Consider the following 25,927-nt stretch of genomic DNA (forward strand, 5'->3'; position numbering starts at 1 on the left):
GCGCCATGGCTGACGCGGTCGACAAGGATTCGAAAACCGAAGAGGCGACGGAAAAGAAGATCCGCGACACCATCGAACAGGGCAAGCTGCCCCATTCGCGGGAGACAGCGCTCTTTGCCTCGTTCGTTGCCATACTGGTGTTCACCGTCTTCTACGCCAAGGATGCGATCATCGATCTCGGCATGTTCCTGTCGATGTTCCTGGAGAAGCCGGAAGCCTGGCCGATGGACACGGAGACCGACGTCATCGCGCTTTACAAGATCGTCCTGCTCGAGGTCGGCCGCGCCGTCCTGAGCTTGATGGTGCTGCTGACCGTCGCCGGCGTCGGCGCCTCGGTGTTCCAGAACATGCCGCAATTCGTAGGCGAGCGGGTCCGGCCGCAACTCTCGCGCATTTCGATCGCCAAGGGTTGGAACAGGCTGTTCGGCATCCAGGGTTGGGTCGAGTTCCTGAAGTCACTCGGCAAGGTCGGGTTTGCCATCGTCGTGCTGAGCTTCACCCTGTCGGAAGACCACCGCAAGCTGCTCGCCGGGATGATCACCAATCCGATCGCCTTCGGTCTCGTCATCCGCGGCATCGCCGTCGACATCCTGGTGGCCATCGTCTTCGTCATGGGGCTGATCGCGGCAGTCGACATCGTCTGGTCGCGTTTCCACTGGAAGCAGGATCTGCGCATGAGCAAGCAGGAGGTCAAGGACGAGTTCAAACAGTCCGAGGGCGACCCGATCGTCAAGTCGCGGCTGCGCTCGCTGGCGCGCGACCGGGCGCGCAAACGGATGATGACGGCGGTGCCGCGCGCAACGCTGATCATCGCCAACCCGACGCACTTCTCGATCGCGCTGAAATATGTGCGCGACGAGGACTCGGCGCCCATGGTGCTGGCCAAGGGCCAGGATCTGGTGGCGCTCAAGATCCGCGAGATCGCGCGGGAACACAACATCCCGGTCTTCGAGGACGTGGCGCTCGCCCGCTCCATGTACAAGCAAGTTTCGGTCGATAATGTGATCCCGTCACAATTCTACCAGGCCGTCGCCGAACTGGTGCGGATCGTCTACTCGAAAAAGGCTGAGCGCAGACAGATTTCATGAACCGGCAACCGCACGCAAAATCCCGCGAGATCATCGTCGCCAGCGCCATCGAGCAGGTGGTGAGGGAACTGAGGCTGATCGATGTCGCCGACTACATCGCCTTTATCCGGCTGGAGCATTTCGCGTGCCTGTCGGACCTGGTCGATTCAGCGGTTGAGTTGTTCTTCATGCCGGGCACTCTGCGGCTCGGCCATGGTGGTGAGGCGCATGTCGACTGGAGCGGCAGCCCGCGCATCGTGCTCGATCTGGAACTGAGGCCGCCCGGCGTCACCGTCTATTTCCAGCTGACGCTGAGCGAGCTCGGCGCGTCGGTGGCGGTCAACTACGTATCGTTCGAGAAGCCGGGCGAAGACCCGGAGCGCAACACGGCGCTGCTCGAAGCGGTGATCGAAGAGGCGCGTATCCGCAAGGTCGAGCCGCTGGCCTATCGCTGACCGTCGGTCGCTTTCGAAGCGCTGCCGAATTCCCCTATTCGATCAAGCCCAGCCGCAGCGCCTTGGCAACGGCCTGGTTGCGATTGACGGCGTTGAGCTTCTGGGTCGATTGGGTCAGATACTGGTTGGCGGTGTGCACCGACAGTTTCAGGAGTCGCGCGATCTCCTCGCTGGTGTTGCCGTTGGCGGTCAGCTTCAGGCATTCGAGTTCGCGCTTGGAGATTGCACGCATGCGGCCGGCATCGCCCGGACGGATGCGGGCGACGGCGGCGAACAGCGAAAAGCAGCGGGCGTGTACTTCGTAGAGCGCATCCTGCTGCAAGGTCATCTCCGAGCCCAGGAACACGACAAGACCGCATTGGCCGCGGTCGGCGTGCACGGGAAAAGCGATGCCGCTGGTTCCGGGCACCAGCGCCGCCATCCGCTCGGTCCAGGCGAAATCGCCAAACAGCTCCGCCGTGGCAGGGACGCCGTCATCCGTCCACCAGCGCGGTTCGGTCGAGATGCGGGTGTGGCGCACGATCTCCTCGCCGTTGGCGCCTGAGATGAACTTGGTCGCCACCGCAATGCCGGGATAATCGGAATCGAAGCATGGCACGAGCCGCGCCCGCTCGGGCGAGGGGCTTACGAAGAAGAGGCCGAAAGCCGAGGCATTCATGTCAACGGCGATCCAGCGGCAGCGGCGCACGGCATCGGGAATGGTGACCGCGTGATGGGTTTCGGAGCCAAGGGTGAAGGCCCCGAACGGGTTGCGCTGCTCGTTGAAAAGGGCTTCGGCCGTTTCCTTGATATCGGCGTGTTTCAAATGATGCCGCTCCTGATCGCCGTGGCGATGGCCATCGCGCGGTTGCTGGCCGCGAATTTCTGGATGGCGTGGGTGATGTAGCTGTTGACGGTGTTGGAGGAGACGCCAAGGATGACGGCGACCTCGTCGGTGGTCTTGCCTTCGGAAACCCAGAACAGGCATTCGCGCTCGCGATCCGACAACGGGTCCTGCATGGCGGCGGCGGCAATCAGTTGCGGGATGTGCGAGAGCGCGTAGCAGCATTTCAGCTGCGCGCGCATCAGCGCCGGCTGGTCGATGCTGCCGGCGGTCGCCGCAGAGAACAGGGCAAACAGGCGCTGGCGGCCGACATTGAGGCGCAGCGAATAGATTTCGGCATGGCCGAGCACGTCGAGAAGGCGGGCTTCCTCGCCGGTGACCAATCCGTCTGCTTCTGGTGCCCGAGATGCCACCAGGGGCTGTGGGCGGATGCCTGGCGCGACGGTGAGCGCGCCTTGCGCAAGCCCGGCGATCAATCGCTTGCCGATCAGCTCGATGGCATCGAAAATCCAGTTGGAGGAGACGATGCGCGCATCGTTGCGGTCCTGGTCGTGGACGATGGCGACCAACATGTAGCTGTCGGCGCCGATCTCGGCGGTCAGTTGCATGAAAAAGCTGGTGAGATCGCCGCGCGACGTCAGGCGCGAGCCCAATGTGTCGGATTGAAGACGTGCGGCGGGACTGCTCATTCTTGTTGCTTTTGGCCGGAATCGTTTCTGCTGTCCGGATACTGGAAGCCAGCCGCCGAACCCGAATACGCATTACTTTGACGAAGACACACGCGTGGCGCAGGGCTGCACCGAACCAAATCCCGAATCCATTCAGGGAACGCGAAGCCGTCCGCGTCTGGTGCCGGAAAAGCTCCGGAACAAAAGACTTTGGGTGGTCGCCGCGCCCCCCAGGACCGGCTGATTCGGGTCTAATCTACCCGCAGTTGAATCTGACATCAAACGCGATTTGACAAAATCGAATCCGGTGGACTCATGTGCGACTCACAAGTCGGTTTTCGCGCCCTGGACAGAAGACCGGGACGCGAAAATCTTCGCCGGCCACCTCGGCGGCTGGTCGATTTCGCCAGGGTCGGGAGCATTGGACAGACGGGCGCGCCGGTTGCTGTGCCGAAGACTGGTGCCTTGGCCCGATAGTGGGAGCCGGGCGATGTTGCCGCCCGGTCCCGGTGGTCCTTTGCTTATGCCTGTCGTTGTCCCAAAATCGCCAGATGCTCCTGGACGACAGGCATTTACCGATCCTCGAACCCGGTCAGCACGCCGACCGCGTTGATGCCGATCTCCTCGACGGCATAGCCGCCTTCCATGACGAACAGCGTCGGCAGGCCGAGCCTGGCGATGCGGCGGCCGATCTTGGGATAATCAGACGTCTTCAGCTTGAACTGGCTGATCGGGTCCTTCTCGAACGTATCGACACCCAGCGAGACGATGACGACATCCGGTGCATAAGCGGCGAGCCTGCCGCAGGCATCCTCGAGCGAGGCGTTCCATGCATCCCAGTCGGTGCCGAAGGGCATCGGATAATTGATGTTGAAGCCTTCGCCGGCACCCGCGCCGCGTTCGTCGGCATGGCCGAGGAAGAACGGGTACTCGACCATCGGATCGCCATGCAGATTGAGCACCTGGACGTCGGCACGGTCGTAGAAGATCTCCTGCGTACCGTTGCCGTGATGGTAGTCGACATCGAGGATCGAGATGCGTTTGGCGCCGTGGTCGCGGAACCATTGCGCGGCGACGGCGGCGTTGTTGATGTAGCAGTAGCCGCCCATGAAGCCAGCCCCGGCATGGTGGCCGGGCGGACGGCAGAGCGCGAAGGCGGAAGCCTCGCCATCCTTGAGCAGGCCGGCGGCGGTCAGCGCTACGTCGTAGGAAGACTTGATCGCGGCCCACGTGCCTTCGACGAAAGTGGCGCCGGCATCGAAGGAATAATAGCCGAGCAGCGCGTCGACGCGCTTTGGCGGCACGTCGCCGCGCAGGCCGCGCGTCGGCCAGGTGAAGGGCATCGCCGTGCCTGTGAGGCCTGCTTCCAGCCATTGCGGCCAGACCATCGGGAGAAAGTCGATATAGTCTGATTTGTGGATGCGCTTGGCGGCGGCGAGGTCATGTTCGTGCGGCGCGATGATGGGACCCAGTTTCTCGCTTTCGACCCGTGCCTTGATGAATTCGGCCCTCGATGGCTTTTCGAAACCCGGCACGATGGCTGATGTGACCAGTTCCATTTGACCGGCATGGCCGGCGTGAAGGGGGGAGAAAACAGTCTTCATAAATTCCTCTCGAAGTGCGAAATCAGTCAAGATTCAAGATTGAGATAAGGGCTCACCAGAGCGAGCCACATTCTTTCCACATCGTCCTCGATGAGGTCGTATGTCTTGCGGTCTCTTTTCAGCCCGACAAGCCGGCAGGCGTGCCCGACGTCCATCATCAGCACGCCGAGCCGGCTGGCGATCTTGTCTTCAAGCGCCGGGTTCACATGCTGCAGCCATGCGGCGTAGAGCGCGATGATCTGCTCGTCATATTCGTTCTGGATCGGCCTGAGGTCGGCGTTGCCTGAAATGGCCTCGATCACCGGCATCAGGCTGGCGTTTTCGAGGTAGAGTCTGGACGTGTCGATGAAGAGCTTGCGCACTTCCTGCCGAAACTCTTCACGGTTGGTGGGCGGGGCGACCTTGATACGCTTGGCGATCACCTCGGGAAAGGATGACAGCCAGCGCCGGGCGAGGTCCAGAAGAATGGCTTCCTTGTTGGGAAAGTATTGGTAGATCGAACCAACCGACAAGCCTGCGCGCTGCGCAATGGCGAGCGTCGTCGGCGTCTTGGTTCCTTGCTCCCGCGTCAAGACCAGCGCTGCGTCGAGAATCCGGTCGACCACCTTGCTGGAGCGTTGTTGCCGCGGCTGTTTGCGCGGTTCGAGCGCTATCCTGGTTTTGCGGTCGAGACTGCGCTTCACCGTCCGATGTCCTCGTTCCCCGCCCGGTCTCAACATGGTGGGAGCTTGCTGTCCACGACACATTCCAGATTCGGTATGTTGACAAACGCGAATAATCAGTCGCATTCTTTATCCACGCTGCCTCTTGGGATGACAAGGGGAATTTCCAAGACAGCGCGCTGGCATTCTTTTTCGTCCCATGGCGCCGCTCCGGTGGAGTGGCAGGTCGTTGGCCAAGAGGTTGTCGGTCTCAGTCAGTCGTCAAAAGCGCGGAGTCGCGATGTCTGTCACAGGTGCAGGTCACAATGCGGATCTGATCGTCATCAATGGTCGTGTACTGACCATCGACGACGACAATCCCACCGCCGAGGCCGTCGCCGTCAAGGACGGCGCAATCATCGCCATCGGCAGCCGCGCCTCCATCGAAGAGTTCAAGGGACCGGCCACCAAGGTAATCGACGCCAAGGGCGGCTCCGTCCTGCCGGGTTTCATCGAAGCCCACATGCATCTGTTTTCGGGCGGGGCTGAACTTGCCCACCTTCAACTCACCGGTATCCATGGCTTCGAGGCGCTGCAGAAGGCGATCCGCGACTATGCGCCTACCCGGCCCGACGCGAAGATGCTGGTCGGCCAAGGCGTCGACTACACCGTGCTCGGCAGCGAGCGCGTGACGCGCCGTCACCTCGACGCCATTTTGCCCGATCGTCCGTTCTGCATGGCGGCGCCCGACCATCACACCATGTGGGCCAACACCAAGGCGTTGGAAATGGCCGGCATCCTGCAGGGGCGCACGCTCGGCCCTGGCAATGAGATTGTCATGGGTGACGATGGACTGGCCGCCGGCGAATTGCGCGAAGGCGAGGCCTTTGGCCCGGTGCTCGACCTTGCCGGCGAAAGCCGGGTGCGGCTGGGGCTGTCGACCGGCGGCGAGCCGGACCCGATGCCGACGGCGGCCGAGCGGGACGCCGATCGCGACATTATGCGGCGCGGGCTCGCCTGGTGCGCCCGCCACGGCATCACCTCGATCCAGAACATGGACGGCAACCTCTATCAGCTTGAGCTGCTGGCCGAGATCGAAGCCGAGGAAGGCTTGCCCTGCCGCGTCAAGATCCCGTTCCACTACAAGAATTTCATGACGCTCGACATGCTCGACAAGGCATCTGGTATGGCCGAAAGCTACAACAGCGAATGGCTGTCGTCGGGCATGGTCAAGGTGTTCTACGACGGGGTGCTCGACTCCTGGACAGCTGTCATGGTCGAGCCATACGCCGACCGGCCCGACTGGGTGGGCGAGCCGCTGTTCACGCCGCAACAATTCATCGATCTGGCCGTCGCGGCCGACAGGCGCGGGCTGCAGATCGCCGTGCACTCGATCGGCGACGGCGCGGTGCGCGCGGTGCTGGACGGTTATGAGGCGGCGCAGAAGGCGAACGGCAAGCGCGACAGCCGTCATCGGGTCGAGCACATCGAGGTCACCACCACATCGGATGTGCCGCGTTTCGCAGAACTCGGCGTCATTGCTTCCATGCAACCGCCGCATCCGCCCGGCGCCATGGATTTTCCGCTGGAGCCGACGGTGTCGCGCATCGGGCCGGCACGCTGGCCGCTGAGCTATGCCTGGCGGACCTTGAAGGATGCCGGCGCGCATGTCGTCTTCGCATCCGATTGGCCGGTGTCGCCGATCGATCCGATCCTGGGCATTCAGGCGGCAGTGTTGCGCAAACCATGGGCAGAAAGCGACCCGGACCAGAGTTTCTCACTGCATGAAGCGATCGCCGGTTACACGATCGAGGGCGCCTACGCCGAATTCGCCGAGCACCGCAAGGGCACGCTGAGATCGGGCTACATGGCCGATCTGGTGGTTTTGTCGATGGATATCGAGAACACCGCCCCGGCCGATCTGCACAAGGTGCGGCCGGTGACGACGATTTGCGGCGGCAAGATCACCTATCAGGCCTGACTATGGCATGGGGCTTGCAGGCCTCAATGACTGACTGAACTGTGACCCAATGCCGGGCTTGCCAACCCACCGGCCATGTGGTCACATCGAACAGGGGAAGAGCTCCGCCAGCAAGAGCGGGGTCAACAGTGAGGCGTAATCGTGCCGGACAAACCGGATCGGAATGCGATTGAAGTAGTAAACGTCAGCAAAATTTTCGGATCAGGTGAGGGGCAGGTGGCTGCCCTCGACACGGTCTCGGTATCTATCCGCGAGAACGAATTCTTCACGTTGCTGGGGCCATCCGGCTGCGGCAAGACGACGTTGCTCAGGCTGATCGCCGGCTTCGATTTTCCAACCGCCGGTGAAATCCTGCTCTACGGCCAGGACATCGCGCCGCTGCCACCCTTCAAACGGCCGGTCAACACCGTTTTCCAATCCTATGCGCTGTTCCCGCACATGACGGTCGCCGACAATATCGGCTTTGGCCTGGAAATGCTGGGTAAGCCGAAGGCCGAGATCAAGGCGCGCGTCGCCGAGATGCTGAAGCTGGTCAAGATGGAGGCACTCGCCGGTCGTCGCACCAGCCAGATCTCCGGCGGCCAGCAGCAGCGCGTGGCCTTGGCCCGCGCCTTGGCACCGCAGCCGAAGGTGCTTTTGCTCGACGAGCCACTGTCGGCGCTCGACTACAAGCTGCGCAAGGAGATGCAGATCGAGTTGAAGCGGCTGCAGCACGAGACCGGCATCACCTTCATCTTCGTCACCCACGACCAGGAAGAAGCGCTGACCATGTCCGACCGCATCGCGGTCATGTCATCGGGCAAGATCCTCCAGGTCGGTTCGCCCTGGGATATCTACGACAAGCCGGCCGAACGCTTCGTCGCCGACTTTATCGGTGAAACCAACTTCCTGACGGCCGCCATCAGCGAGATGGCCAACGGCAAGGCGCGCGCCACGCTCAAGTCCGGTGCGACCATCGAGGCGACCGTGGCCCAGGGTTTCCAGCCCAAGCCCAATGCCACGGTCGTGGTTCGGCCTGAACACGCCAAGCTGACCAAGGCCAAGGGCGAACTGTCGGGGAGGGTCGATAATATCGTCTATTTCGGCACCGACACCCACATCCATGTTCATCTCGACAGCGGCGAACTCTTCACCGTACGCCAGCAGAACACGCGCAGCGCGGGCTGCGGTTTCGAGAAGGGCGACGCGGTCGGCATCCTCATCGGCAGCGATGCCGCCCAGGTCCTGAAGGACTGACGATGGCGACCGCGGAAGAAGTCGCCAAGGCAGCGGAGCGGCGCGATGTCCGCGACCGCTGGCTTTTGTCAGCGCCAGCGCTGCTGGTCATTTTCCTCGCAGCGACCGGCCCCTTGCTGATCGTGCTCGTCTACTCGTTCCTGACGCCAGGCTCCTATGGCGACGTGAAGTGGCAATTCTCGCCGGAAGCCTGGATAGCGGTGTTTCTGGAACGCGATATCTTCGACGACACGCTTTCGATCGCCGCCGCCCACGTCACCATCTTCCTGCGCTCGATCAAGCTCTCGGTGGTGACGACGATCGCCACCTTGGTGCTTGGTTTCCCGACCGCCTATTTCATGGCGACGCGCAGCGAAAAGACCCGCGATCTCTGGCTGTTCCTGATCACCATTCCGTTCTGGACCAACCTTTTGATCCGCACCTTCGCAGTGCTGCAGATCATCCGCAACGAAGGCATCATCAACACAATGCTGCTCAAGCTCGGCATCATCTCGGCGCCGATCCAGATCCTCTACACCGACACGGCGATCCTGATCGGCATGGCCTATGTCTACCTGCCGCTGATGGTGCTGCCGATCTACGCCAGCATGGAAAAGCTGGATTTCCGGCTGGTCGAGGCGGGCTACGACCTTTACGCCACGCGCTTCCAGGTGCTGCGGCGGATTATCTTTCCGATGGTCAAGCCGGGCGTCATCGCCGGCTCCATCCTGGTCTTCATTCCAGCGCTTGGCGCCTATGTGACACCGAGCGTGCTTGGCGGCGGCAAGAACATGATGCTGTCCAACCTGATCGAATTGCAGTTCGGGCAGGGCCGCAACTGGCCACTCGGCTCGGCGCTGTCGATCGCCGTCATGATCATCGTCATGGTGGCGCTGCTTGCCTATGTGCGCAATGCCGGCAAGTCGGGGGTGCGTCATGGCTAAGAACTTTTCCATCAAGCACCAGCCAGGATTCAGCGCGATCGCCGCGACCTGCTTTATCGTGCTGTATCTGCCGATCATCGTGCTGGTCATCTATGCCTTCAACGCGGCGAGCTCGACCTCCGAATGGGGCGGCTTTTCGCTGAAATGGTTCCAGTCGGCATGGCAGAACACGCAGGTCGTCGATGCCACGCTGCGTTCCTTCCAGATCGGCTCCATCGCGGCGGTGCTCTCCACGATCTTTGCCACCATGGCGGCGCTCGCCACCACCCGCACCGCGTCCTATCCCGGCCTCACCTTCAAGTATGCGGCGATCAACCAGCCGCTGATGGTGCCCGAGATCGTCACCGGCGTGGCGCTGCTGATCTTCTTCTCGCGCATCAAGATCTTCACCGGCTATTCCGGCATCGGCTATCTGGTCGCCGCGCACACGGCGTTCTGCATTCCCTTTGCCTATTTGCCGATCCGGGCGCGGCTTGAGAATATGGACCTGACGCTGGAGCGTGCCGCAGCCGACCTCTACGCGACGCCCTGGAAGACGTTCCGGCGCATCACGCTGCCGCTCCTGTGGCCCGGCATCCTGGCCGGGCTGATGCTGGCCTTCGTCATTTCGCTCGACGACGTCGTCATCACCGAGTTCGTGAAATCGGGCGGCCAGGACACGCTGCCCACCTACATGCTCGGCCAGATCCGCCGCGGCATCACACCCGAGATCAACGCGATATCGACCGCCTTCCTGCTGCTTTCGGTCGCCATCGTCACGTTGTTTTTCTTCGTCAGCAGGAAACGAGACTGAACCGAAAAATGGGAGTTAAAACCATGAACTGGAAGACAACAGCAACCGCCATGGGGTTGGCGTTGCTCGCCTCGACGGGCTTGGCCCGCGCCGACGGCGTGCTCAACATCTACAATTGGGGCAACTACACCAGCCCCGACGTGATCAAGAAGTTCGAGGCCAAATACAACGTCAAGGTGACCATCACCGATTACGATTCAAACGACACCGCGCTTGCCAAGGTCCGGCAGGGCGGCACCGGCTTCGACATTGCGGTACCCTCGCAGACCTACGTGCCGATCTGGATCAAGGAAGGCCTTGTCCTGGAAACCGACCCCGGCAAGATGGAGAACTTCAAGAATGTAGCGCCCGAATGGGCCAACCCCGACTTCGATCCAGGCCGCAAATACTCGGTGCCGTGGGCGCTGGGCACGGTGGGCGTCGTCGTCAACACCGACGCCTACAAGGGACCGGCCGACAGCTGGGGCATCATCTTCAACACGCCGGACGAGCTGAAGGGCAAGGTCAACGTCGTTCCCGAGATGAATGACGTCATCTTCGCGGCGATCAAATATGTCGGCGGCCAGCAGTGCACGGACGACAAGGCGGTGCTGAAGAAGGTGCGTGACACGCTGGTCGCGGCCAAGCCGAACTGGATCGCCATGGAATACAACACCATCGAGAAGATGGGCGCCGGCGACTTCAAGGCAACCAGCGACTGGAACGGCTCGGCGCTGCGCCAGCGGCTGGCCAATCCGGCCATCCACTACAATTATCCAAAGGAAGGTTACGGCCTGTGGAGCGATAACGTGGTCGTCCTGAAGGAAGCCAAGAACGTCGACAACGCCAAGCTGTTCCAGAACTTCATCATGGATCCGGAAAACGCGGCGGGCCTCTCGGCCTTCCACCGCTATGCCAACGCCATCACCGGCTCGGACAAATACATGCCGGCCGACATGAAAGATGCGCCGGAAGTCGTCATTCCGGCCGCAGCGAAGCCACAGGGCGAATTCCAGAAGATGTGCGCGCCTGAAATCCAGGACATCTACACCAAGATCTGGACCGAACTGCAGAAGTAATCGCTGCATGACGGACCCGGCGGTACATGCCGCCGGGTCTTTTCTTTTCCGGGAATGGCTTTCATGGACTCCTATCGCAACAGCGATCCGCGGCCGCCGATCATGCAGGGCTCGCCGCCCGCCATGGTGCCGCCGAAGCTCGACTGGGACCGGCCGCCGTGGAACCGCTGGGCGTTCCAGCACATCCGTGAAATTCTGCCGACCGCCGAAGTCTGGCGCGGCAACGGCCATCGCCGCCGTCTCGAACGCGCCGTGGTCGATCTTGACGGGCTGGCGGTCGAGGACAGCGAGGGCAAGCCGACGACACTCGCCGGGCTGCTCGACGAGACCTATACGGACGGTTTTCTGGTGCTCAAGGACGGCAAGCTTGCCTATGAGCGCTATTTCAACGGCATGGACGAGCGCACGCTGCACCTGTCGCAGTCGATGGCGAAGTCCGTCACCGGTTCGGTGTTCGGCATACTGGTCGGGCGCGGCCTGATCGATCCGGCCAGGCCGGTCACGGATTATTTGCCGGAGCTCGGCGCCACCGGCTGGGCCGGCGCCAATGTGCAGCATGTGCTCGACATGACCAGCGGCGTCCGTTTCTCCGAGGAATATACCGACCGCTATTCCGACATCGGCCAGGTCGATGTCGCCACCGGCTGGAAGCCGGTGCCGCCGGGCAGCGATCCGGATTTTCGCTGGCCCTCGCACATGTTCGAGCTGATCCTGGGCTTGAAGGACACGATCCGTCCGCACGGGGCTCAATTCGAATACCGCTCGATCGAGACCGACGTGCTTGCTTTCATCATGGAGCGGGTGACAGGCAAACGGCTGCCGCAACTGGTTTCGGAAGAACTCTGGCAAAAGCTCGGCGCTGATGAAAGCGCCTGCTTCACGGTCGACAGCGCCGGCTATGCGGTGGCCGACGGCGGTTTCAACGCGACGCTGCGCGATTATGGCCGCTTCGGCCAATTGATCCTCGACAATGGTGGCGGCGTCGTGCCGGCCGGCTGGGTCGAGGACACGCGCAACGGCAGGCATGGGCCGGACTTCAGCCCCAGCCTGCCGGAGGGCAGCTATCGCAACCAGTTCTGGATCGAGGACCCGCGCTCGCGCGCACTGATGTGCCGCGGCGTGTTCGGTCAGATGATCCATATCGACTGGAACACCGGAATGGTCGTGGTGAAGCTTTCGACCTGGCCGGATTTCGCCAATGGTGCCTATTCCATAGCGACGCTGAAAGCCGTGCACGCTATCGCCACGGCACTTCGCTGAGCCCCCACAAAGAAGAAACGACCCGGAAGGAAACGCCATGACCGGCAAAACCGTGTTCGAGACCCGCTATGGCTTCCGGCGCAACCAGGTCGTGCTCGCCAATTGGCGCGAGAACCCGTTCAACCGGTGGTCGTTCCAGAATCTCGGCGAACTGGTGCCGACCGCCCGGGTGACGGCGACGTCGGGCGTTGTCGAAACCCCCGTGCGCGATATGGGCGGCCTGCTCGGCGAGAAGGTCGCGATCGCCGGCACACCGGAGACAGTGGCTGATTTTCTCGCACGTTCGAGCACCGACGCACTGACGGTGATGAAAGGCGGCAGGATCGTCGGCGACTGGTTCGCGCCGCATATGGATTTCGGCGCCCGCCACATCATCTTTTCGATCAGCAAGTCGCTGACCGCCATCATTGCCGGCATACTAGAAGGCGAGGGGGTGTTCGACCCGGAAGCGCCGGTGACGGCCTACATCCCCGAAGCCGCCGGCTCGGCCTATGGCGATGCGAGCGTGCGGCATGTGCTCGATATGAGCGTCAGTCTCGATTTCGAGGAAGCCTATCTCGATCCGGAAAGTGCTTTCGCCCGCTATCGCCGTGCCACGCTGTGGAATCCGGGCGGCGGCACGGAGAGCCTGCGCGAATTCATCCTGACCCTGCAACGCCTTGCAGAGCCGCATGGCCAGACCTTCCGCTACCGCTCGCCGAATTCCGACCTGCTCGGCCTGCTGCTCGAGCGTGCGTCGGGCCAGCGGTTCACCGACCTGATGCGCGAGAAGCTGTGGCTGCCGCTCGGCGCTGTCAGCGAAGCCTCGATCGGCGTCGACATGGAAGGCACGGCGCGCACGGCCGGCGGCATTTCGGTGACGCCGCGCGACCTGGCGCGTGTCGGCGAGATGATGCGGCAAGGTGGCATGGCCAATGGCCGCCGCATCGTACCGGAAGCCTGGGTGCGCGACACGACCAGCACTGGCGGCAGTGCGGACGTCTGGCAGCGCGGCGCGATGCTGCCACTGTTTCCCAAAGGCCGTTACCGGAACAAATGGTACCAGACTGGACACGAGAACGGCGCCTATTGCGGCATCGGTATTCATGGCCAGTGGCTGTATGTCGATCCCAGGACCGAAGTGGTGATCGCCAAGATGTCGTCGCAGCCGCAGCCTGTCGACGATCCGCTCGATATCGAGATCGTCGCGTTCTTCGAGGCGCTCAGCCGGATAATCTAGGCGCGCCGCGATCGCCACATTGGCGCACGCTTTCCTGTGGACCGCCGGGCTGATCGAAGCGCGGCGGTTGGCGGGCCGGACGTCTGCGCCTATGGTCGCCGCTCTTTGGATGAGAGCAGGAACGACATGGCATCCGACATCAAGCGCATTGCAGCCATCATCGCGGCCGAGATCAGCGCGCGGCCCGAACAGGCGGCCGCGGCGATCGAACTGCTCGATGAGGGCGCGACAGTGCCGTTCGTGGCGCGCTACCGCAAGGAAGTCACCGGCGGGCTCGACGACACGCAATTGCGCGATCTTGCCGAACGCCTTGCCTATCTGCGCGAGCTCGACGCGCGCCGCGACACCATCCTTGGCTCGATCCGCGAACAGGGCAAGCTGACCGAGGAGCTTGAAGGCAAGATCGTCGCCGCCACCACCAAGGCGGAACTTGAGGACATCTACCTGCCCTACAAGCCCAAACGCCGGACCAAGGCCGAGATCGCCAGGGAGCGCGGGCTGGGGCCGCTGGCCGAAGCCATCTTGGCGAACCGCTCATTGGTGCCTGCCGAACTGGCGCTGGCCTATGTCAGCGAAGAGGTGGCCGATACCAAGGCGGCGCTCGAGGGCGCGCGCGACATCCTTTCGGAACAATTCGCCGAGAATGCCGATCTGGTCGGCAAATTGCGCAGCTACATGAAGGAGCGCGCCTTCATGCGGGCCAGGGTGGTCGACGGCAAGCAGGAGGCCGGCGCGAAATTCTCCGATTATTTCGACCATGTCGAGCGTTGGGCAAATGTGCCGAGCCATCGCGCGCTGGCGATGCTGCGCGGCCGCAACGAGGAAGTGCTGTCGCTCGACATCGAGGTCGATGCCGATGACACCTCCCCGGTGAAGCCGGTCGAGCGGATGATCGCCAATGCCTATGCCATCGGCGGCAGCCTTCCGGGTGACAGATGGCTGATGGAGGTGGCGGGCTGGACCTGGCGTATAAAACTGTCGCTGCACCTGACGCTCGATTTGATGCGCGATCTGCGCGAGCGGGCGGAGGAGGAAGCGATCCACGTCTTTGCCCGCAACCTCAAGGATCTACTGCTGGCCGCTCCCGCCGGCTCGCGCGCCACGATGGGGCTCGACCCCGGCATCCGCACCGGCGTCAAGGTGGCGGTGGTCGACGGCACCGGCAAGGTGCTGACAACGACGACGGTCTATCCATTTCCGCCCAGAAACGATGTGCGCGGCACGCAGGCGGAACTCGCCAAGCTCATCCGCCAGCACAAGGTCGAGCTGATTTCGATCGGCAACGGCACCGGCAGCCGCGAGACGGAAAAGCTGGTGGCCGACATGCTGTCCGACATGCCGGCGGACGGTGGCCCCAAGCCACTGAAAGTGATCGTCAGCGAGGCCGGCGCCTCGGTCTATTCGGCATCGGCAACGGCGGCGGCGGAATTCCCCGGTCTCGACGTGTCGTTGCGCGGCGCCGTGTCGATCGCCCGGCGGCTGCAGGATCCGCTGGCCGAACTGGTCAAGATCGAACCCAAATCGATCGGCGTCGGCCAGTACCAGCATGATGTCGACCAGTACCGTCTCGGCCGCTCGCTGGAAGCGGTGGTCGAGGACGCGGTCAATGCCGTCGGCGTCGATCTCAACACTGCCTCGGCGCCGCTTTTGGCGCGCGTTTCAGGTCTGGGCGCATCGCTGGCCGACGCGATCGTTGCGCATCGCGATGCGACCGGGCCCTTCGCCAGCCGGAAGGACCTGCTCAAGGTGCCGCGGCTCGGACCTCGGGCCTTCGAACAATCCGCCGGGTTCCTGCGCATTGCCAATGGCAGCGAGCCGCTCGACGCCTCGTCGGTGCATCCGGAGGCCTATGGCGTGGCGAAGAAGATCGTCGCTGCCTGCGGGCGCGATGTGCGGTCGTTGATGGGCGATAGCGCCCCGCTCAAGGCACTCGACCCACGCGTCTTCGTCGACGAGCGTTTCGGCTTGCCGACGGTGCGCGATATCCTGGCGGAGCTGGAAAAGCCCGGCCGCGACCCGCGCCCAGGCTTCAAGACGGCGACCTTCGCCGACGGCATCGACGACATCAAGGATCTGAAGCCCGGCATGCTGCTGGAAGGCACGGTCACCAACGTGGCCGCCTTCGGCGCCTTCGTCGATATCGGCGTGCATCAGGACGGGCTGGTGCATGTCTCGCAGCTGGCCGATCGGTTCATCAAGGATGCGCATGAGGTGGTCAAGGCCGGCGACGTGGTGAAGGTGCGGGTCGTCGATGTCGACATCAAGCGCAAGCGCATCGCGCTTTCCATGCGCAAGGATAGCGGCGAGGGTGGTGCTCCGCGCAGCGGACCGCGCGACAATGGTGGCGGCAGGCCGGCACCACGTTCGCCGGCACCCCAGCAACGCCAGCCGGAGCGGCCGGCGCAACAGGGAGCGTTCGGTGCTGCTTTGGCGGATGCGCTGAAGCGAAAGTAGCTATTCTGCGACGAGCCCTATGAGTGTTCCAGCCCAACGAGACAGGGAGGCGTGGAGTTCAAGAGCCATTGAGTGTCGCGGGCACCATGCAAGACGCGCTCGACACGCACCTCATCGCCGTCGGTGGTGTAGAAAATAACATAGCGATGAAATGCAAAGGAGCGCAGGCCGGGCCATAGGGTCGGGCGGGGGACGCCGCCATGCGGCACGTCTGCAATGCGGCTACAGCGTTCCCTGAGCGCGGCAATGAAGCGCCGACCCGCAGCCGGATTTTCAGCATGGATGTAGTCGCTGATCTCTTCGACGTCCTGCGCGGCGGCTGGCGCAAATATGACCGCCATAGTTCACGGCTTTCCGCCGCGGTATTTTGCTTCCAGCCGCTGAAATACCTCTTCGGCAGGGATACCTGGGCCGCTTTCCACGCCTTTGCGGATATCCGCGCGCAACGCAGCAAGCTTTGCCTTGCGCTGTTCTTCGCGCTCTTCCAGCAGGCGCAGGCTATCGCGCATAACCTCACTGGCGCTGGCATAGCGGCCGCTTTCCACCAACTCGCGAACCAATGTCTCATAGCGCGTGCCGATGCTGTAGCTTGCAGGCATGGTCTCTCCTTTCGCTTTATCCAATATTATCAATTTTTGATAAACCGGCCAAGTCAAATTTGACGTGCGACCTGACCGAGCAGCCAGTCGCGAAAACTGGCGACCGGCGGATGGCCGCGCTTGTCGTGCGGGACGACGAGATAGTAGGCACTGCGGCTTTGCATGGGCTGGCCTGGCGCCGGCACCAGCTGGCCGCGCTGCAATTCGCCTGCAATAAGGATCAACGGCAGCAGCGCCACACCGAGCCCCGCCATGCAGGCCTGGGCGGCGGTGCCGAACTGTTCGAACTGCATGCCGGGTCCGGTCGGCGCGCTCAGGCCCTGATGCTCGAACCATTCGGTCCAGGCGCCAGGACGCGTCGCCATGTGCAGCAGCGGCAGGCGGCCGATATCGGCCGGTGCGGCGATGGCGCGGCCGGCGAGGAATTCGGGCGACACGACCGGCGCCACGGTTTCGCGCACCAACAGTGTCGAGTCGGCCTCCGGCCAGTCCGGCAGGCCGTAGTGGATGGCGGCATCCAGCCTCTCCCTGGCGAAGTCGAAGCGGCCGACGCGGGTGACGAAATTGATGGTGATATCGGGATTGTTTTCGACGAAATCGGGGATCATCGGCATCAGCCAGCGCGTGCCGAAGGTCGGCAAAATGGCAAGGTTCAGCATGCCACTATGCCGATTGCTCATCAATCCAAGGGCTGCGTCACGCAATTGCCCAAGTGCTGAACGCACTGCCTCGGCGTAGATCTCGCCCGATGCCGACAGCCTGACATTGCGGCTATCGCGTTCGAACAGCCGGCGGCCGAACTGATCTTCCAGAAGTTTGATCTGGCGGCTGACCGCGCCCTGGGTCAGATCTAGCTCCTGGGCGGCGGCGGTGAAACTGCCGAGCCGGGCCACAGCCTCGAAGGCGGCAAGGGCGCTGATGTTGGGCAAAAGGCGGCGCTGGACACTCATGATCCATTCTTAATGCTCATTGATCGGTGAATCAATTTCGTTTGATTTTTTCGAGGCACAGGCCGATAGAACGGGCCAACATTTTGCTTCATGCGTGTCATCGTTTTGAGCGACAAGCATTGGTTTGGGAGAACGTCATGGCCGCCGACAAGAACGCATTCGTCTGGGAAGACCCGTTCCTGATCGAGGGCCAGCTTTCGGAAGACGAGCGCATGGTGCGCGACGGGGCGGCCGCCTTCGCCGCCGACAGACTGGCGCCGCGGATCGAGGACGCCTACCTCAACGAGACCTTCGACACCGCGATCTTCCGTGAAATGGGCGAGGCCGGCCTGCTCGGCATCAACATCCCTGAAGAATTCGGCGGGCTTGGCGCGAACTACGTCACCTATGGGCTGGTCGCACGCGAAGTAGAGCGCGTCGATTCCGGCTATCGGTCGATGATGTCAGTGCAGTCGTCGCTGGTGATGTATCCGATCTATGCCTATGGCTCGGACGAACAGCGCAAGAAGTACCTGCCCAAGCTCGCCAGCGGCGAGTGGATCGGCTGTTTCGGCCTGACCGAGCCGGATGCAGGCTCCGACCCGGGCGGTATGAAGACGCGCGCTGAGAAGACCGCCAACGGCTACAAGCTGTCCGGTTCGAAGATGTGGATTTCCAACGCGCCCGTCGCCGATGTGTTCGTCGTCTGGGCGAAGCTGAAGGGGGAGAACGGCAAGGACGAGATCCGTGGCTTCGTGCTGGAAAAGGGCATGAAAGGGCTTTCGGCGCCGAAGATCGGCGGCAAGCTGTCGCTGCGGGCGTCGATCACCGGCGAAGTGGTGATGGAAGGCGTCGAGGTCGGCGAGGACGCGCTGCTGCCCAACGCAAAGGGCCTTGGCGGACCGTTCGGATGCCTCAACCGGGCTCGCTTTGGCATTTCCTGGGGCTCGATGGGCGCCGCCGAGGATTGCTGGCACCGCGCCCGCCAATACGGTCTCGACCGCAAGCAGTTCGGCAAGCCGCTGGCCGGGACGCAGCTCTACCAGAAGAAGCTTGCCGACATGCAGACCGAAATTGCGTTGGGATTGCAGGCGTCCTTGCGCGTCGGGCGGCTGCTGGATGAAGGCAAGATGGCGCCGGAAATGATCTCGATCGTCAAGCGCAACAATTGCGGCAAGGCGCTGGACATCGCCCGCCAGGCCCGCGACATGCATGGCGGCAACGGCATCCAGATCGGCTACCACGTCATGCGCCACGCGCAGAACCTGGAGACGGTCAACACCTATGAAGGCACGCATGACGTGCATGCGCTGATCCTGGGAAGGGCGCAGACGGGGTTGCAGGCATTTTTCTGAGCCGGTAACCGTTGCTTAAATTAGGTGCACCGCAACATCTCTGCTTGGAGAATGGTCGCCAGATGTGTCAGGGTTCAGCGAAATCGTTTGAAACGCTGAATTCCGGGGCCCCATGGCAATTCTGGCAGCCGTCTACCACCTGACCCATTACAAATACGACCGGCCGGTGGTTCTCGGGCCCCAGATCATCCGGCTGCAGCCGGCGCCGCATTCCCGTACCAAGGTGCTGAGCCATTCGCTCAAGGTCGAGCCGGCGAACCACTTCGTCAATCTGCAGCAGGATCCTTACGGCAATTTCCTCGCCCGCTTCGTCTTTCCGGAGCCAGTGACGGAGTTGAAGATCGAGGTTGACCTCGTCGCCGACATGACGGTCTACAATCCGTTCGATTTCTTCGTCGAGCCGTCGGCCGAGGCGTTTCCGTTCGAGTATCCGGAAGAGATACGCGACGATCTCGCCATCTATCGCACTCCGGAGCCGGCGGGACCGCTGCTGTCGGCGCTGCTGAAGACCATCGATCGCAGCGCTGCCAACACCGTCAATTTCCTGGTCGATCTCAACGCGCGGCTGCAGCGCGAGATCGCCTATATCGTGCGCATGGAAACCGGTGTGTTCTCGCCGGAAGAGACCTTGGCCGCGAAAAAGGGATCGTGCCGGGATTCGAGCTGGCTGCTGGTGCAGATCCTGCGCAATCTCGGCATCGCGGCGCGCTTCGTTTCCGGCTATCTGGTCCAGTTGAAGCCCGATCTGGTGGCGCTGGACGGTCCAGCCGGAACCGCCGTCGACTTCACCGATCTGCATGCGTGGTGCGAGGTCTATCTTCCCGGCGCCGGCTGGATCGGCTTCGATCCGACCTCGGGCCTGCTCACCGGCGAGAGCCATGTGCCGCTGGCCGCCACGCCGCATTTCCGCAACGCGGCCCCGATTTCCGGCATGGCGAGCTTCGCCAATGTCGAATTCGGCTTCGAGATGCGGGTCGACCGCATCGCCGAACATCCGCGCATCACCAAGCCATTTTCGGACGAAAGCTGGCAGGCGCTCGACGCTCTGGGCAACAAGGTCGATAAAGCACTTGCCGCCGGCGACGTGCGGCTGACGATGGGCGGCGAGCCGACTTTCGTGTCGATCGACGATTTCGAGTCGGCCGAATGGAACACCGCCGCCGTCGGTCCCACCAAGCGCGAAAAGGCGGACGAACTGATCCGTAAACTGCGCGAGCGCTTTGCGCCGGGCGGCTTTCTCCATTACGGCCAGGGCAAATGGTACCCGGGCGAAAGCCTGCCGCGCTGGACCTTTTCGCTCTACTGGCGTGCCGACGGCCAGCCGGTGTGGAGCGATCCGTCGCTGATCGCACGCGAAAAGAGCGAGGCCGATATCGGCCCGAAGCAGGCCGAAAGCCTGCTCACCGCGATTGCCGGCGAGCTCGGCATCGACAAAGCCATGGTCAGCGAAGCCTATGAGGATCCGGCCGAATGGCTGCTCAAGGAAGGCAAGCTGCCCGACAATGTCGATCCGTCCAACTCCAGGCTGGAGGATCCGGAAGAACGCAGCCGCATGGCGAAAGTGTTCGAGCGCGGGCTGACCAAACCGTCCGGCTATGTGCTCCCCGTCCAGCGCTGGAACAGCCAGGCATCGGATCCGCGCTGGCGTTCGGAAAAATGGAAGACGCGGCGTGGCCGGCTGTTCCTGGTGCCAGGCGATTCACCGGTCGGCTACCGGCTGCCGCTCGGCACGTTGCCCTATGTGCCGCCGGAGCAATTCCCTTATATAGTGCCGGTCGATCCGTCACTGCCACGCGGCCCGCTGCCCGCGCGTGAAGCCATACTGGCCGGACCGGCTCCAGCCGAACTGGAAGGCGCCGACGAGATGGCGCGCCGCCAGCAGGCGGCATCGTTCACCGCTGCGACCGGCCAGCAGGAGCGGGTCGAGCAGGAGATCACCGAGATCGGCGGCGCGGTGCGCACCGCACTTTCGGTCGAACCGCGCGATGGGCGGCTTTGCGTGTTCATGCCGCCGGTCGAGGCGCTGGAAGACTATCTCGAACTGGTCGCGGCGGCCGAGAACGCGGCGAAGGCGATAGGCCTTCCCGTGCACATCGAAGGCTATGGCCCGCCGCACGATCCGCGCCTCAACGTCATCCGCGTCGCGCCTGACCCAGGCGTCATCGAGGTCAACATCCATCCTGCATCCAACTGGCAGGATTGCGTGGCGACGACGACGGCGATCTACGAGGAGGCGCGGCAGACACGGCTTGGCGCAGACAAGTTCATGATCGATGGCCGCCACACCGGTACCGGCGGCGGCAACCATGTCGTGGTCGGCGGTGCGACACCCAATGACAGCCCGTTCCTGCGAAGGCCGGACCTGCTGAAGAGCCTGGTGCTGCAATGGCAGCGCCATCCGTCGCTGTCCTACCTGTTCTCCGGCCTGTTCATCGGGCCGACCAGCCAGGCGCCACGCTTCGACGAAGCACGTCACGACTCGCTCTACGAGCTTGAGATCGCTATGGCGCAGGTGCCGCATCCAGACCAGGGCAACGCACCCTTGCCATGGCTGGTCGACCGGCTGTTCCGCAATTTGTTGACCGACGTCACCGGGAATACGCATCGTTCGGAAATCTGCATCGACAAGCTGTTCTCGCCCGACGGACCGACCGGCCGGCTGGGGCTGGTCGAATTCCGCGGCTTCGAGATGCCGCCCAATGCACGCATGTCGCTGGCGCAGCAACTTTTGGTGCGCGCCATCATCGCACGTGCGTGGAAGAACCCGCTCGACGGCCGCTTCGTGCGATGGGGCACTTCTCTGCACGATCGTTTCATGCTGCCGCATCATGTCTGGGCCGATTTCCTCGACGTGCTCGACGACCTCAAGCTCAACGGTTTTGAGTTCCGTCCCGAATGGTTCGACGCCCAGCTCGAATTCCGCTTTCCGTTCTGCGGCGAGGTTCAGCATGCCGGCATCAAGCTGGAACTGCGCCAGGCGCTGGAACCGTGGCATGTCATGGGCGAGCAAGGCGCGATCGGCGGCACCGTGCGCTTCGTCGATTCCTCGGTCGAACGGCTGCAGGTCAAGACCGAAGGGCTGAACCCGGAGCGCCACGCAGTCGTCTGCAACGGCCGCATCGTGCCGATGAAGGTCACTGACAATCGCGAAGTGGCGGTGGCAGGCGTGCGCTTCAAGGCCTGGCAGCCGGCATCGGGCCTGCATCCGGCGCTGCCGGTCAACACGCCGCTGGTCTTCGACATCTATGACCGATGGTCGGGCCGTGCGGTCGGCGGCTGCGTCTACCATGTCGCCCATCCCGGCGGGCGCAATTACGACACCTTTCCGGTCAATGGCAACGAGGCGGAAGCTCGGCGGCTCGCCCGCTTCGAACCGCGTGGTCATACGCCATCCGCCTATGTGATCCGTGAAGAACAACCGGCGGAAGATTTCCCGATGACCCTTGACCTTCGGCGGCCGGCAAGACTCTGATCAGCAATGGCAAAGGGGAATCACAAGAGGGGACGCGGCAAGCCGCAGACCCACAGACTGCTGGAGCACTACCAGCCTATCGACGGCGTCGTCGACGAGATGGTCGACGCATCGGGCAATCCTCGCCCGGCCTGGAAGCATTTTGTCGAGGCGCTCGAGGAACTCGGTGCTGAAAAGCTCGGCCAGCGCTTTGCCCGCGCCGACCAGTATCTGCGCGATGCCGGCGTTTATTACCGCGTCTATGACAAGGCCGGCGCCAATGAACGCGAATGGCCGCTGGCGCATGTCCCGGTTCTCATCGAAGAGAGCGAGTGGGCGGCGATCAGCGCCGGCCTCGTGCAGCGCGCCGAACTGTTCGAGGAAACCATCGCCGATATATACGGGCCGAACCGGCTGGTCGAAAAAGGCATCCTGCCGGCGGGATTGATCGCCGCCAGCCCCGAATATTTGCGGCCTGTCGTCGGCACCAAGCCGGCCGGCGGCCACTTCCTGCATTTCTGCGCCTTCGAGCTCGGCCGTGGACCTGACGGCCAGTGGTGGGTGCTTGGCGATCGCACGCAGGCGCCGTCCGGCGCCGGTTTCGCACTGGAAAACCGCGTCGCCACCACACGCGCGCTGTCCGACATCTATGGCGAGATGCATGTGCACCGTCTTGCCGGCTTTTTCCGCCGTTTTCGCGACGCGCTGATCGGCATGGCCAAGGAGACCGACGGCCGCGTCGCCATCCTCACGCCGGGGCCGCTCAACGAAACCTATTACGAACACGCCTACATCGCCCGCTACCTTGGCATCATGCTGCTCGAAGGCGAGGATTTGACCGTTTCAGGCGGCCGGCTCATGGTGCGCACGGTTTCCGGCCTGATGCCGATCAGCGTGTTGTGGCGGCGGCTCGATGCCGCCTTCGCCGACCCGCTCGAACTGCGCCCGGATTCGCAGATCGGCACGCCGGGCCTGGTCGAGGCGATCCGCCAGGGCGCGGTTGCTACCGTCAATGCGCTTGGCTCCGGCCTGATGGAGACGCGTGCGCTGCTAGCCTTCCTGCCCAAGATTTCACGGGCTTTGCGGGGCGAGGAATTGCTGCTGCCAAGCGTCGCGACATGGTGGTGCGGGCAAGCAACCGAACGCGCGCATGTGCTGGCCAACATCGATCGCATGGTGATCGGGCCGGCGCTGTCGACGAGACTTGCCTTCGAGGATGACGATTCAACGAAGCTCGGCTCGGCGCTGTCGGCCGGAGAGCGGGCGGAGCTGGTGGCGCGCATCGAACGCGATGGCGGCGATTTCGTCGGCCAGGAAGCGGTGACGCTTTCGACGACGCCGGTCTATGTCGGCGGGTGGCTGGAGCCGCGGCCAGCGAGCCTGCGCGTCTACCTGGCGCGAACGCCGGAGGGCTGGACGGTGATGCCGGGCGGTTTTGCCCGCATCGGCCTGTCGCTCGACCCGACGGCGATCGCCATGCAGCGTGGCGGCCAGGCAGCGGATGTCTGGGTTGTCAGCGACAAACCGGTGGAGCGCGAGACGCTGCTGCCGCAGGAAGGCGACAGTTTCAGCCGCACCAGGCCCGGCAGCCTGCCCAGTCGCGCGGCGGAGAACCTGACCTGGCTCGGCCGCTATATCGAGCGCTCGGAAGACACGGTGCGCATCCTGCGCGCCTACCATGTGCGGCTCGCCGAAACGTCCGACCCGGACATGCCGCTGCTCGCCGACATCAGGGATTATCTCGAACCTTTCGGCATCGACGTCGAGACGGCGATCCCGTCAGGGCTGATCGGCACGCTGGATAGCGCGGTCTACAGCGCCGGGCAAATCCGCGACCGCTTCTCGCCCGACGGCTGGCTGGCGCTGAAGGACCTGTCGAAAACCATCCATCAGTTCGCAACGACGGTCGCGCCCGGCGACGACGCGACCCGGGCGATGACAGTCATCCTGCGTAAGCTCGCCGGCTTTTCCGGCCTGCTGCACGAGAACATGTACCGCTTCGCCGGCTGGCGTTTCCTCGAGATCGGCCGCCGGCTGGAGCGCGGCATCCAGATCTCCCGCACGCTGTCGCGGCTGACCAGCGCCAAGGCGCCGGACGGCGCGCTAGACATGATGCTGGAGATCGGCGACAGCGTGATGACCCATCGCCGCCAATATCCGGTGCAGGCCGGCCGGCGCACGGTGATCGACCTGCTGGCGCTCGATCCGCTTAACCCGCGCTCCATCCTGTTCCAGCTCGAAAGGCTGAAGGCCGAAATCGGCCTGTTGCCGTCGCTCGGCGGGGAGGGGCAAATGTCGCCGGCGGCGAAGGAAATCCTGCAGCTCAACACCCAGATCGCCATCAAGGAGCCTTCGGATATGACGGCAAAGGCGCTGGACGAGCTCGCCCACGAAATCGGCGGCCTCTACAACAGCCTCGCCAAAGCCTATTTCGGATAAATCATGCTCTACGATATCAGGCTTCATCTCCACTATGATTACGCTTCCGCTGCCGGCGGCGGTCGTCATCAGGTGCGCGTGCTGCCGTCGACGATATCAGGCGTGCAGCGCGTCATCGCCGCATCACTGTCCTTTGCGCCGGCGCCCAACGAGCGTTCCGACTTTTCCGATTTCTTCGGCAACAACGTCACCTCGATCGCCTTTCGCGATGCGCATGATGCGCTCGACATCAGGATGAGCGCCCGCGTGTCGGTGTCTCGGCCCGAGCCCGGGCTCGACGTGTCGCCCGATATCGCCCGGCTCAGGCAGGAACTCGCCGCGGTGCGGTCTCTGGCACCTGATGCACCGCACCATTTCCTGACGGCCAGCACCCATGCCGGCATCGACGATGCGATCACTGCCTACGCACGCAGCAGCATCGCCGGTTCCGCCGCCAGCACGGCCATGAACCTGTGCCATCGCATTCATCGTGATTTCACCTATGACGGCGAGGCGACGACGGTGCGGACCCGGGCCAGCGATGCCTTCAGGCTGAAGCGCGGTGTCTGCCAGGACTTTTCGCATATCATGATCGCCGGCCTGCGCGGGCTCGGCATTCCCGCTGGCTATGTCAGCGGCTTCCTGCGCACCATCCCGCCGAAGGGCAAGCCCCGGCTGGAAGGCGCCGATGCCATGCATGCCTGGGTCAAGGTCTGGTGCGGGCGCGACGCAGGCTGGCAGGAATTCGATCCGACCAACGGCATGCGGGCCAGCAACGACCATATCACCGTCGGCTACGGCCGCGACTATTCGGACGTGGCGCCGATCGTCGGCGTGCTCAAGACCACGGGGGGACAGGTCGGCGAGCAGGCTGTCGATGTCATTCCGGTTGTGCTCGAGAAAGCCTGAAGGCAGGCTCGACACCGTTTTCGGACGGCGCGTGGAACCAGCGGTCGGCCAGTGGCTTATCTACGGAATTCGCGTGGAGCCGAC

Annotated in this window: 21 protein-coding genes; 14 read left to right on the top strand and 7 right to left on the bottom strand. The window is 63.3% G+C overall.

Going from position 1 to position 25,927, the window contains the following annotated elements; genetic code table 11:
• Positions 1-5 precede the first annotated feature (5 nt).
• Positions 6-1,088, top strand: a complete 1,083-nt coding sequence (gene flhB / locus MESCI_RS09885) for a flagellar biosynthesis protein FlhB (protein ID WP_013529807.1) — start codon at positions 6-8, stop codon at positions 1,086-1,088.
• The gene (locus MESCI_RS09890; protein ID WP_013529808.1) at positions 1,085-1,522 is read left to right on the top strand and encodes a hypothetical protein; all 438 of its coding nucleotides are present in this window, start codon (positions 1,085-1,087) and stop codon (positions 1,520-1,522) included. Before flhB ends, MESCI_RS09890 begins: the two co-directional genes overlap by 4 nt.
• A gap of 34 nt (positions 1,523-1,556) precedes the next feature.
• On the opposite strand, the gene MESCI_RS09895 is transcribed toward MESCI_RS09890, so the two are convergent.
• The 4 genes from MESCI_RS09895 to MESCI_RS09910 form a co-directional block, all read right to left on the bottom strand.
• The gene (locus tag MESCI_RS09895) at positions 1,557-2,327 is read right to left on the bottom strand and encodes a response regulator transcription factor (protein ID WP_013529809.1); all 771 of its coding nucleotides are present in this window, start codon (positions 2,325-2,327) and stop codon (positions 1,557-1,559) included.
• On the bottom strand, positions 2,324-3,034 hold the full coding sequence (locus tag MESCI_RS09900; RefSeq protein ID WP_013529810.1) for a helix-turn-helix transcriptional regulator: 711 nt from the start codon (positions 3,032-3,034) through the stop codon (positions 2,324-2,326). The genes MESCI_RS09895 and MESCI_RS09900 overlap by 4 nt, the downstream gene beginning before the upstream one ends.
• Positions 3,035-3,585: 551 nt before the next feature.
• Positions 3,586-4,617: a histone deacetylase family protein gene (locus tag MESCI_RS09905; RefSeq protein WP_013529811.1), complete on the bottom strand. Its 1,032-nt coding sequence runs from the start codon at positions 4,615-4,617 to the stop codon at positions 3,586-3,588.
• 26 nt (positions 4,618-4,643) lie between these two features.
• Positions 4,644-5,405 (bottom strand): TetR/AcrR family transcriptional regulator, encoded by a 762-nt coding sequence (locus MESCI_RS09910; RefSeq protein ID WP_245265318.1) that lies wholly within the window; start codon positions 5,403-5,405, stop codon positions 4,644-4,646.
• Positions 5,406-5,559: 154 nt separating this feature from the next.
• Here MESCI_RS09910 and MESCI_RS09915 point away from each other — a divergent pair, with 154 nt between their 5' ends.
• From MESCI_RS09915 to MESCI_RS09950, 8 genes are all read left to right on the top strand, one after another.
• Positions 5,560-7,239 carry an amidohydrolase gene (locus tag MESCI_RS09915; RefSeq protein WP_013529813.1) on the top strand — a complete coding sequence of 560 codons (1,680 nt, stop codon included), beginning with the start codon at positions 5,560-5,562 and terminating at the stop codon, positions 7,237-7,239.
• A gap of 141 nt (positions 7,240-7,380) precedes the next feature.
• Complete coding sequence (locus tag MESCI_RS09920; protein ID WP_013529814.1) at positions 7,381-8,475, top strand: ABC transporter ATP-binding protein; 1,095 nt, start codon at positions 7,381-7,383, stop codon at positions 8,473-8,475.
• Positions 8,476-8,477: 2 nt separating this feature from the next.
• Complete coding sequence (locus tag MESCI_RS09925) at positions 8,478-9,398, top strand: ABC transporter permease (protein WP_013529815.1); 921 nt, start codon at positions 8,478-8,480, stop codon at positions 9,396-9,398.
• Positions 9,391-10,191, top strand: a complete 801-nt coding sequence (locus tag MESCI_RS09930) for an ABC transporter permease (RefSeq protein ID WP_013529816.1) — start codon at positions 9,391-9,393, stop codon at positions 10,189-10,191. The genes MESCI_RS09925 and MESCI_RS09930 overlap by 8 nt, the downstream gene beginning before the upstream one ends.
• 23 nt (positions 10,192-10,214) lie before the next feature.
• Complete coding sequence (locus MESCI_RS09935; RefSeq protein WP_013529817.1) at positions 10,215-11,249, top strand: extracellular solute-binding protein; 1,035 nt, start codon at positions 10,215-10,217, stop codon at positions 11,247-11,249.
• 63 nt (positions 11,250-11,312) lie between these two features.
• A complete protein-coding gene (locus tag MESCI_RS09940) occupies positions 11,313-12,509 on the top strand; it encodes a serine hydrolase domain-containing protein (RefSeq protein WP_013529818.1) in 1,197 nt (398 codons plus the stop codon).
• 37 nt (positions 12,510-12,546) lie between these two features.
• Positions 12,547-13,728, top strand: coding sequence for a serine hydrolase domain-containing protein (locus MESCI_RS09945; RefSeq protein ID WP_013529819.1), 1,182 nt, complete (start codon positions 12,547-12,549; stop codon positions 13,726-13,728).
• A 126-nt stretch (positions 13,729-13,854) separates the two neighbouring features.
• Complete coding sequence (locus MESCI_RS09950; RefSeq protein ID WP_013529820.1) at positions 13,855-16,182, top strand: Tex family protein; 2,328 nt, start codon at positions 13,855-13,857, stop codon at positions 16,180-16,182.
• Between the two features lie 17 nt (positions 16,183-16,199).
• Here the strand turns inward: MESCI_RS09950 and MESCI_RS09955 are convergent, their stop codons facing one another.
• The 3 genes from MESCI_RS09955 to MESCI_RS09965 are packed head-to-tail and all read right to left on the bottom strand — an operon-like array spanning position 16,200 to position 17,731.
• Positions 16,200-16,523, bottom strand: a complete 324-nt coding sequence (locus tag MESCI_RS09955; RefSeq protein WP_013529821.1) for a type II toxin-antitoxin system RelE/ParE family toxin — start codon at positions 16,521-16,523, stop codon at positions 16,200-16,202.
• A gap of 3 nt (positions 16,524-16,526) precedes the next feature.
• Positions 16,527-16,781, bottom strand: a complete 255-nt coding sequence (locus tag MESCI_RS09960; RefSeq protein WP_013529822.1) for a type II toxin-antitoxin system ParD family antitoxin — start codon at positions 16,779-16,781, stop codon at positions 16,527-16,529.
• 53 nt (positions 16,782-16,834) lie between these two features.
• Positions 16,835-17,731 carry a LysR family transcriptional regulator gene (locus tag MESCI_RS09965; protein WP_013529823.1) on the bottom strand — a complete coding sequence of 299 codons (897 nt, stop codon included), beginning with the start codon at positions 17,729-17,731 and terminating at the stop codon, positions 16,835-16,837.
• 137 nt (positions 17,732-17,868) lie between these two features.
• Here MESCI_RS09965 and MESCI_RS09970 point away from each other — a divergent pair, with 137 nt between their 5' ends.
• From MESCI_RS09970 to MESCI_RS09985, 4 genes are all read left to right on the top strand, one after another.
• A complete protein-coding gene (locus MESCI_RS09970; RefSeq protein WP_013529824.1) occupies positions 17,869-19,065 on the top strand; it encodes an acyl-CoA dehydrogenase in 1,197 nt (398 codons plus the stop codon).
• A 112-nt stretch (positions 19,066-19,177) separates the two neighbouring features.
• Positions 19,178-22,537, top strand: a complete 3,360-nt coding sequence (locus tag MESCI_RS09975; RefSeq protein WP_013529825.1) for a transglutaminase family protein — start codon at positions 19,178-19,180, stop codon at positions 22,535-22,537.
• 6 nt (positions 22,538-22,543) lie between these two features.
• The gene (locus MESCI_RS09980) at positions 22,544-24,955 is read left to right on the top strand and encodes a circularly permuted type 2 ATP-grasp protein (RefSeq protein WP_013529826.1); all 2,412 of its coding nucleotides are present in this window, start codon (positions 22,544-22,546) and stop codon (positions 24,953-24,955) included.
• Positions 24,956-24,958: 3 nt separating this feature from the next.
• Positions 24,959-25,843, top strand: a complete 885-nt coding sequence (locus MESCI_RS09985) for a transglutaminase family protein (protein ID WP_013529827.1) — start codon at positions 24,959-24,961, stop codon at positions 25,841-25,843.
• The last annotated feature ends 84 nt before the right edge of the window (positions 25,844-25,927 follow it).

The organism is Mesorhizobium ciceri biovar biserrulae WSM1271, assembly GCF_000185905.1.
In the GTDB taxonomy this organism is placed as follows: domain Bacteria; phylum Pseudomonadota; class Alphaproteobacteria; order Rhizobiales; family Rhizobiaceae; genus Mesorhizobium; species Mesorhizobium ciceri.

Coding starts and splice junctions, on each gene's coding strand:
- flhB (WP_013529807.1), top strand. CDS start 6: ATGGCTGACGCGGTCGACAAGGATTCGAAAACCGAAGAGGCGACGGAA.
- MESCI_RS09890 (WP_013529808.1), top strand. CDS start 1,085: ATGAACCGGCAACCGCACGCAAAATCCCGCGAGATCATCGTCGCCAGC.
- MESCI_RS09900 (WP_013529810.1), bottom strand. CDS start 3,034: ATGAGCAGTCCCGCCGCACGTCTTCAATCCGACACATTGGGCTCGCGC.
- MESCI_RS09905 (WP_013529811.1), bottom strand. CDS start 4,617: ATGAAGACTGTTTTCTCCCCCCTTCACGCCGGCCATGCCGGTCAAATG.
- MESCI_RS09910 (WP_245265318.1), bottom strand. CDS start 5,405: ATGCGACTGATTATTCGCGTTTGTCAACATACCGAATCTGGAATGTGT.
- MESCI_RS09915 (WP_013529813.1), top strand. CDS start 5,560: ATGTCTGTCACAGGTGCAGGTCACAATGCGGATCTGATCGTCATCAAT.
- MESCI_RS09925 (WP_013529815.1), top strand. CDS start 8,478: ATGGCGACCGCGGAAGAAGTCGCCAAGGCAGCGGAGCGGCGCGATGTC.
- MESCI_RS09930 (WP_013529816.1), top strand. CDS start 9,391: ATGGCTAAGAACTTTTCCATCAAGCACCAGCCAGGATTCAGCGCGATC.
- MESCI_RS09935 (WP_013529817.1), top strand. CDS start 10,215: ATGAACTGGAAGACAACAGCAACCGCCATGGGGTTGGCGTTGCTCGCC.
- MESCI_RS09940 (WP_013529818.1), top strand. CDS start 11,313: ATGGACTCCTATCGCAACAGCGATCCGCGGCCGCCGATCATGCAGGGC.
- MESCI_RS09945 (WP_013529819.1), top strand. CDS start 12,547: ATGACCGGCAAAACCGTGTTCGAGACCCGCTATGGCTTCCGGCGCAAC.
- MESCI_RS09950 (WP_013529820.1), top strand. CDS start 13,855: ATGGCATCCGACATCAAGCGCATTGCAGCCATCATCGCGGCCGAGATC.
- MESCI_RS09955 (WP_013529821.1), bottom strand. CDS start 16,523: ATGGCGGTCATATTTGCGCCAGCCGCCGCGCAGGACGTCGAAGAGATC.
- MESCI_RS09960 (WP_013529822.1), bottom strand. CDS start 16,781: ATGCCTGCAAGCTACAGCATCGGCACGCGCTATGAGACATTGGTTCGC.
- MESCI_RS09965 (WP_013529823.1), bottom strand. CDS start 17,731: ATGAGTGTCCAGCGCCGCCTTTTGCCCAACATCAGCGCCCTTGCCGCC.
- MESCI_RS09970 (WP_013529824.1), top strand. CDS start 17,869: ATGGCCGCCGACAAGAACGCATTCGTCTGGGAAGACCCGTTCCTGATC.
- MESCI_RS09975 (WP_013529825.1), top strand. CDS start 19,178: ATGGCAATTCTGGCAGCCGTCTACCACCTGACCCATTACAAATACGAC.
- MESCI_RS09980 (WP_013529826.1), top strand. CDS start 22,544: ATGGCAAAGGGGAATCACAAGAGGGGACGCGGCAAGCCGCAGACCCAC.
- MESCI_RS09985 (WP_013529827.1), top strand. CDS start 24,959: ATGCTCTACGATATCAGGCTTCATCTCCACTATGATTACGCTTCCGCT.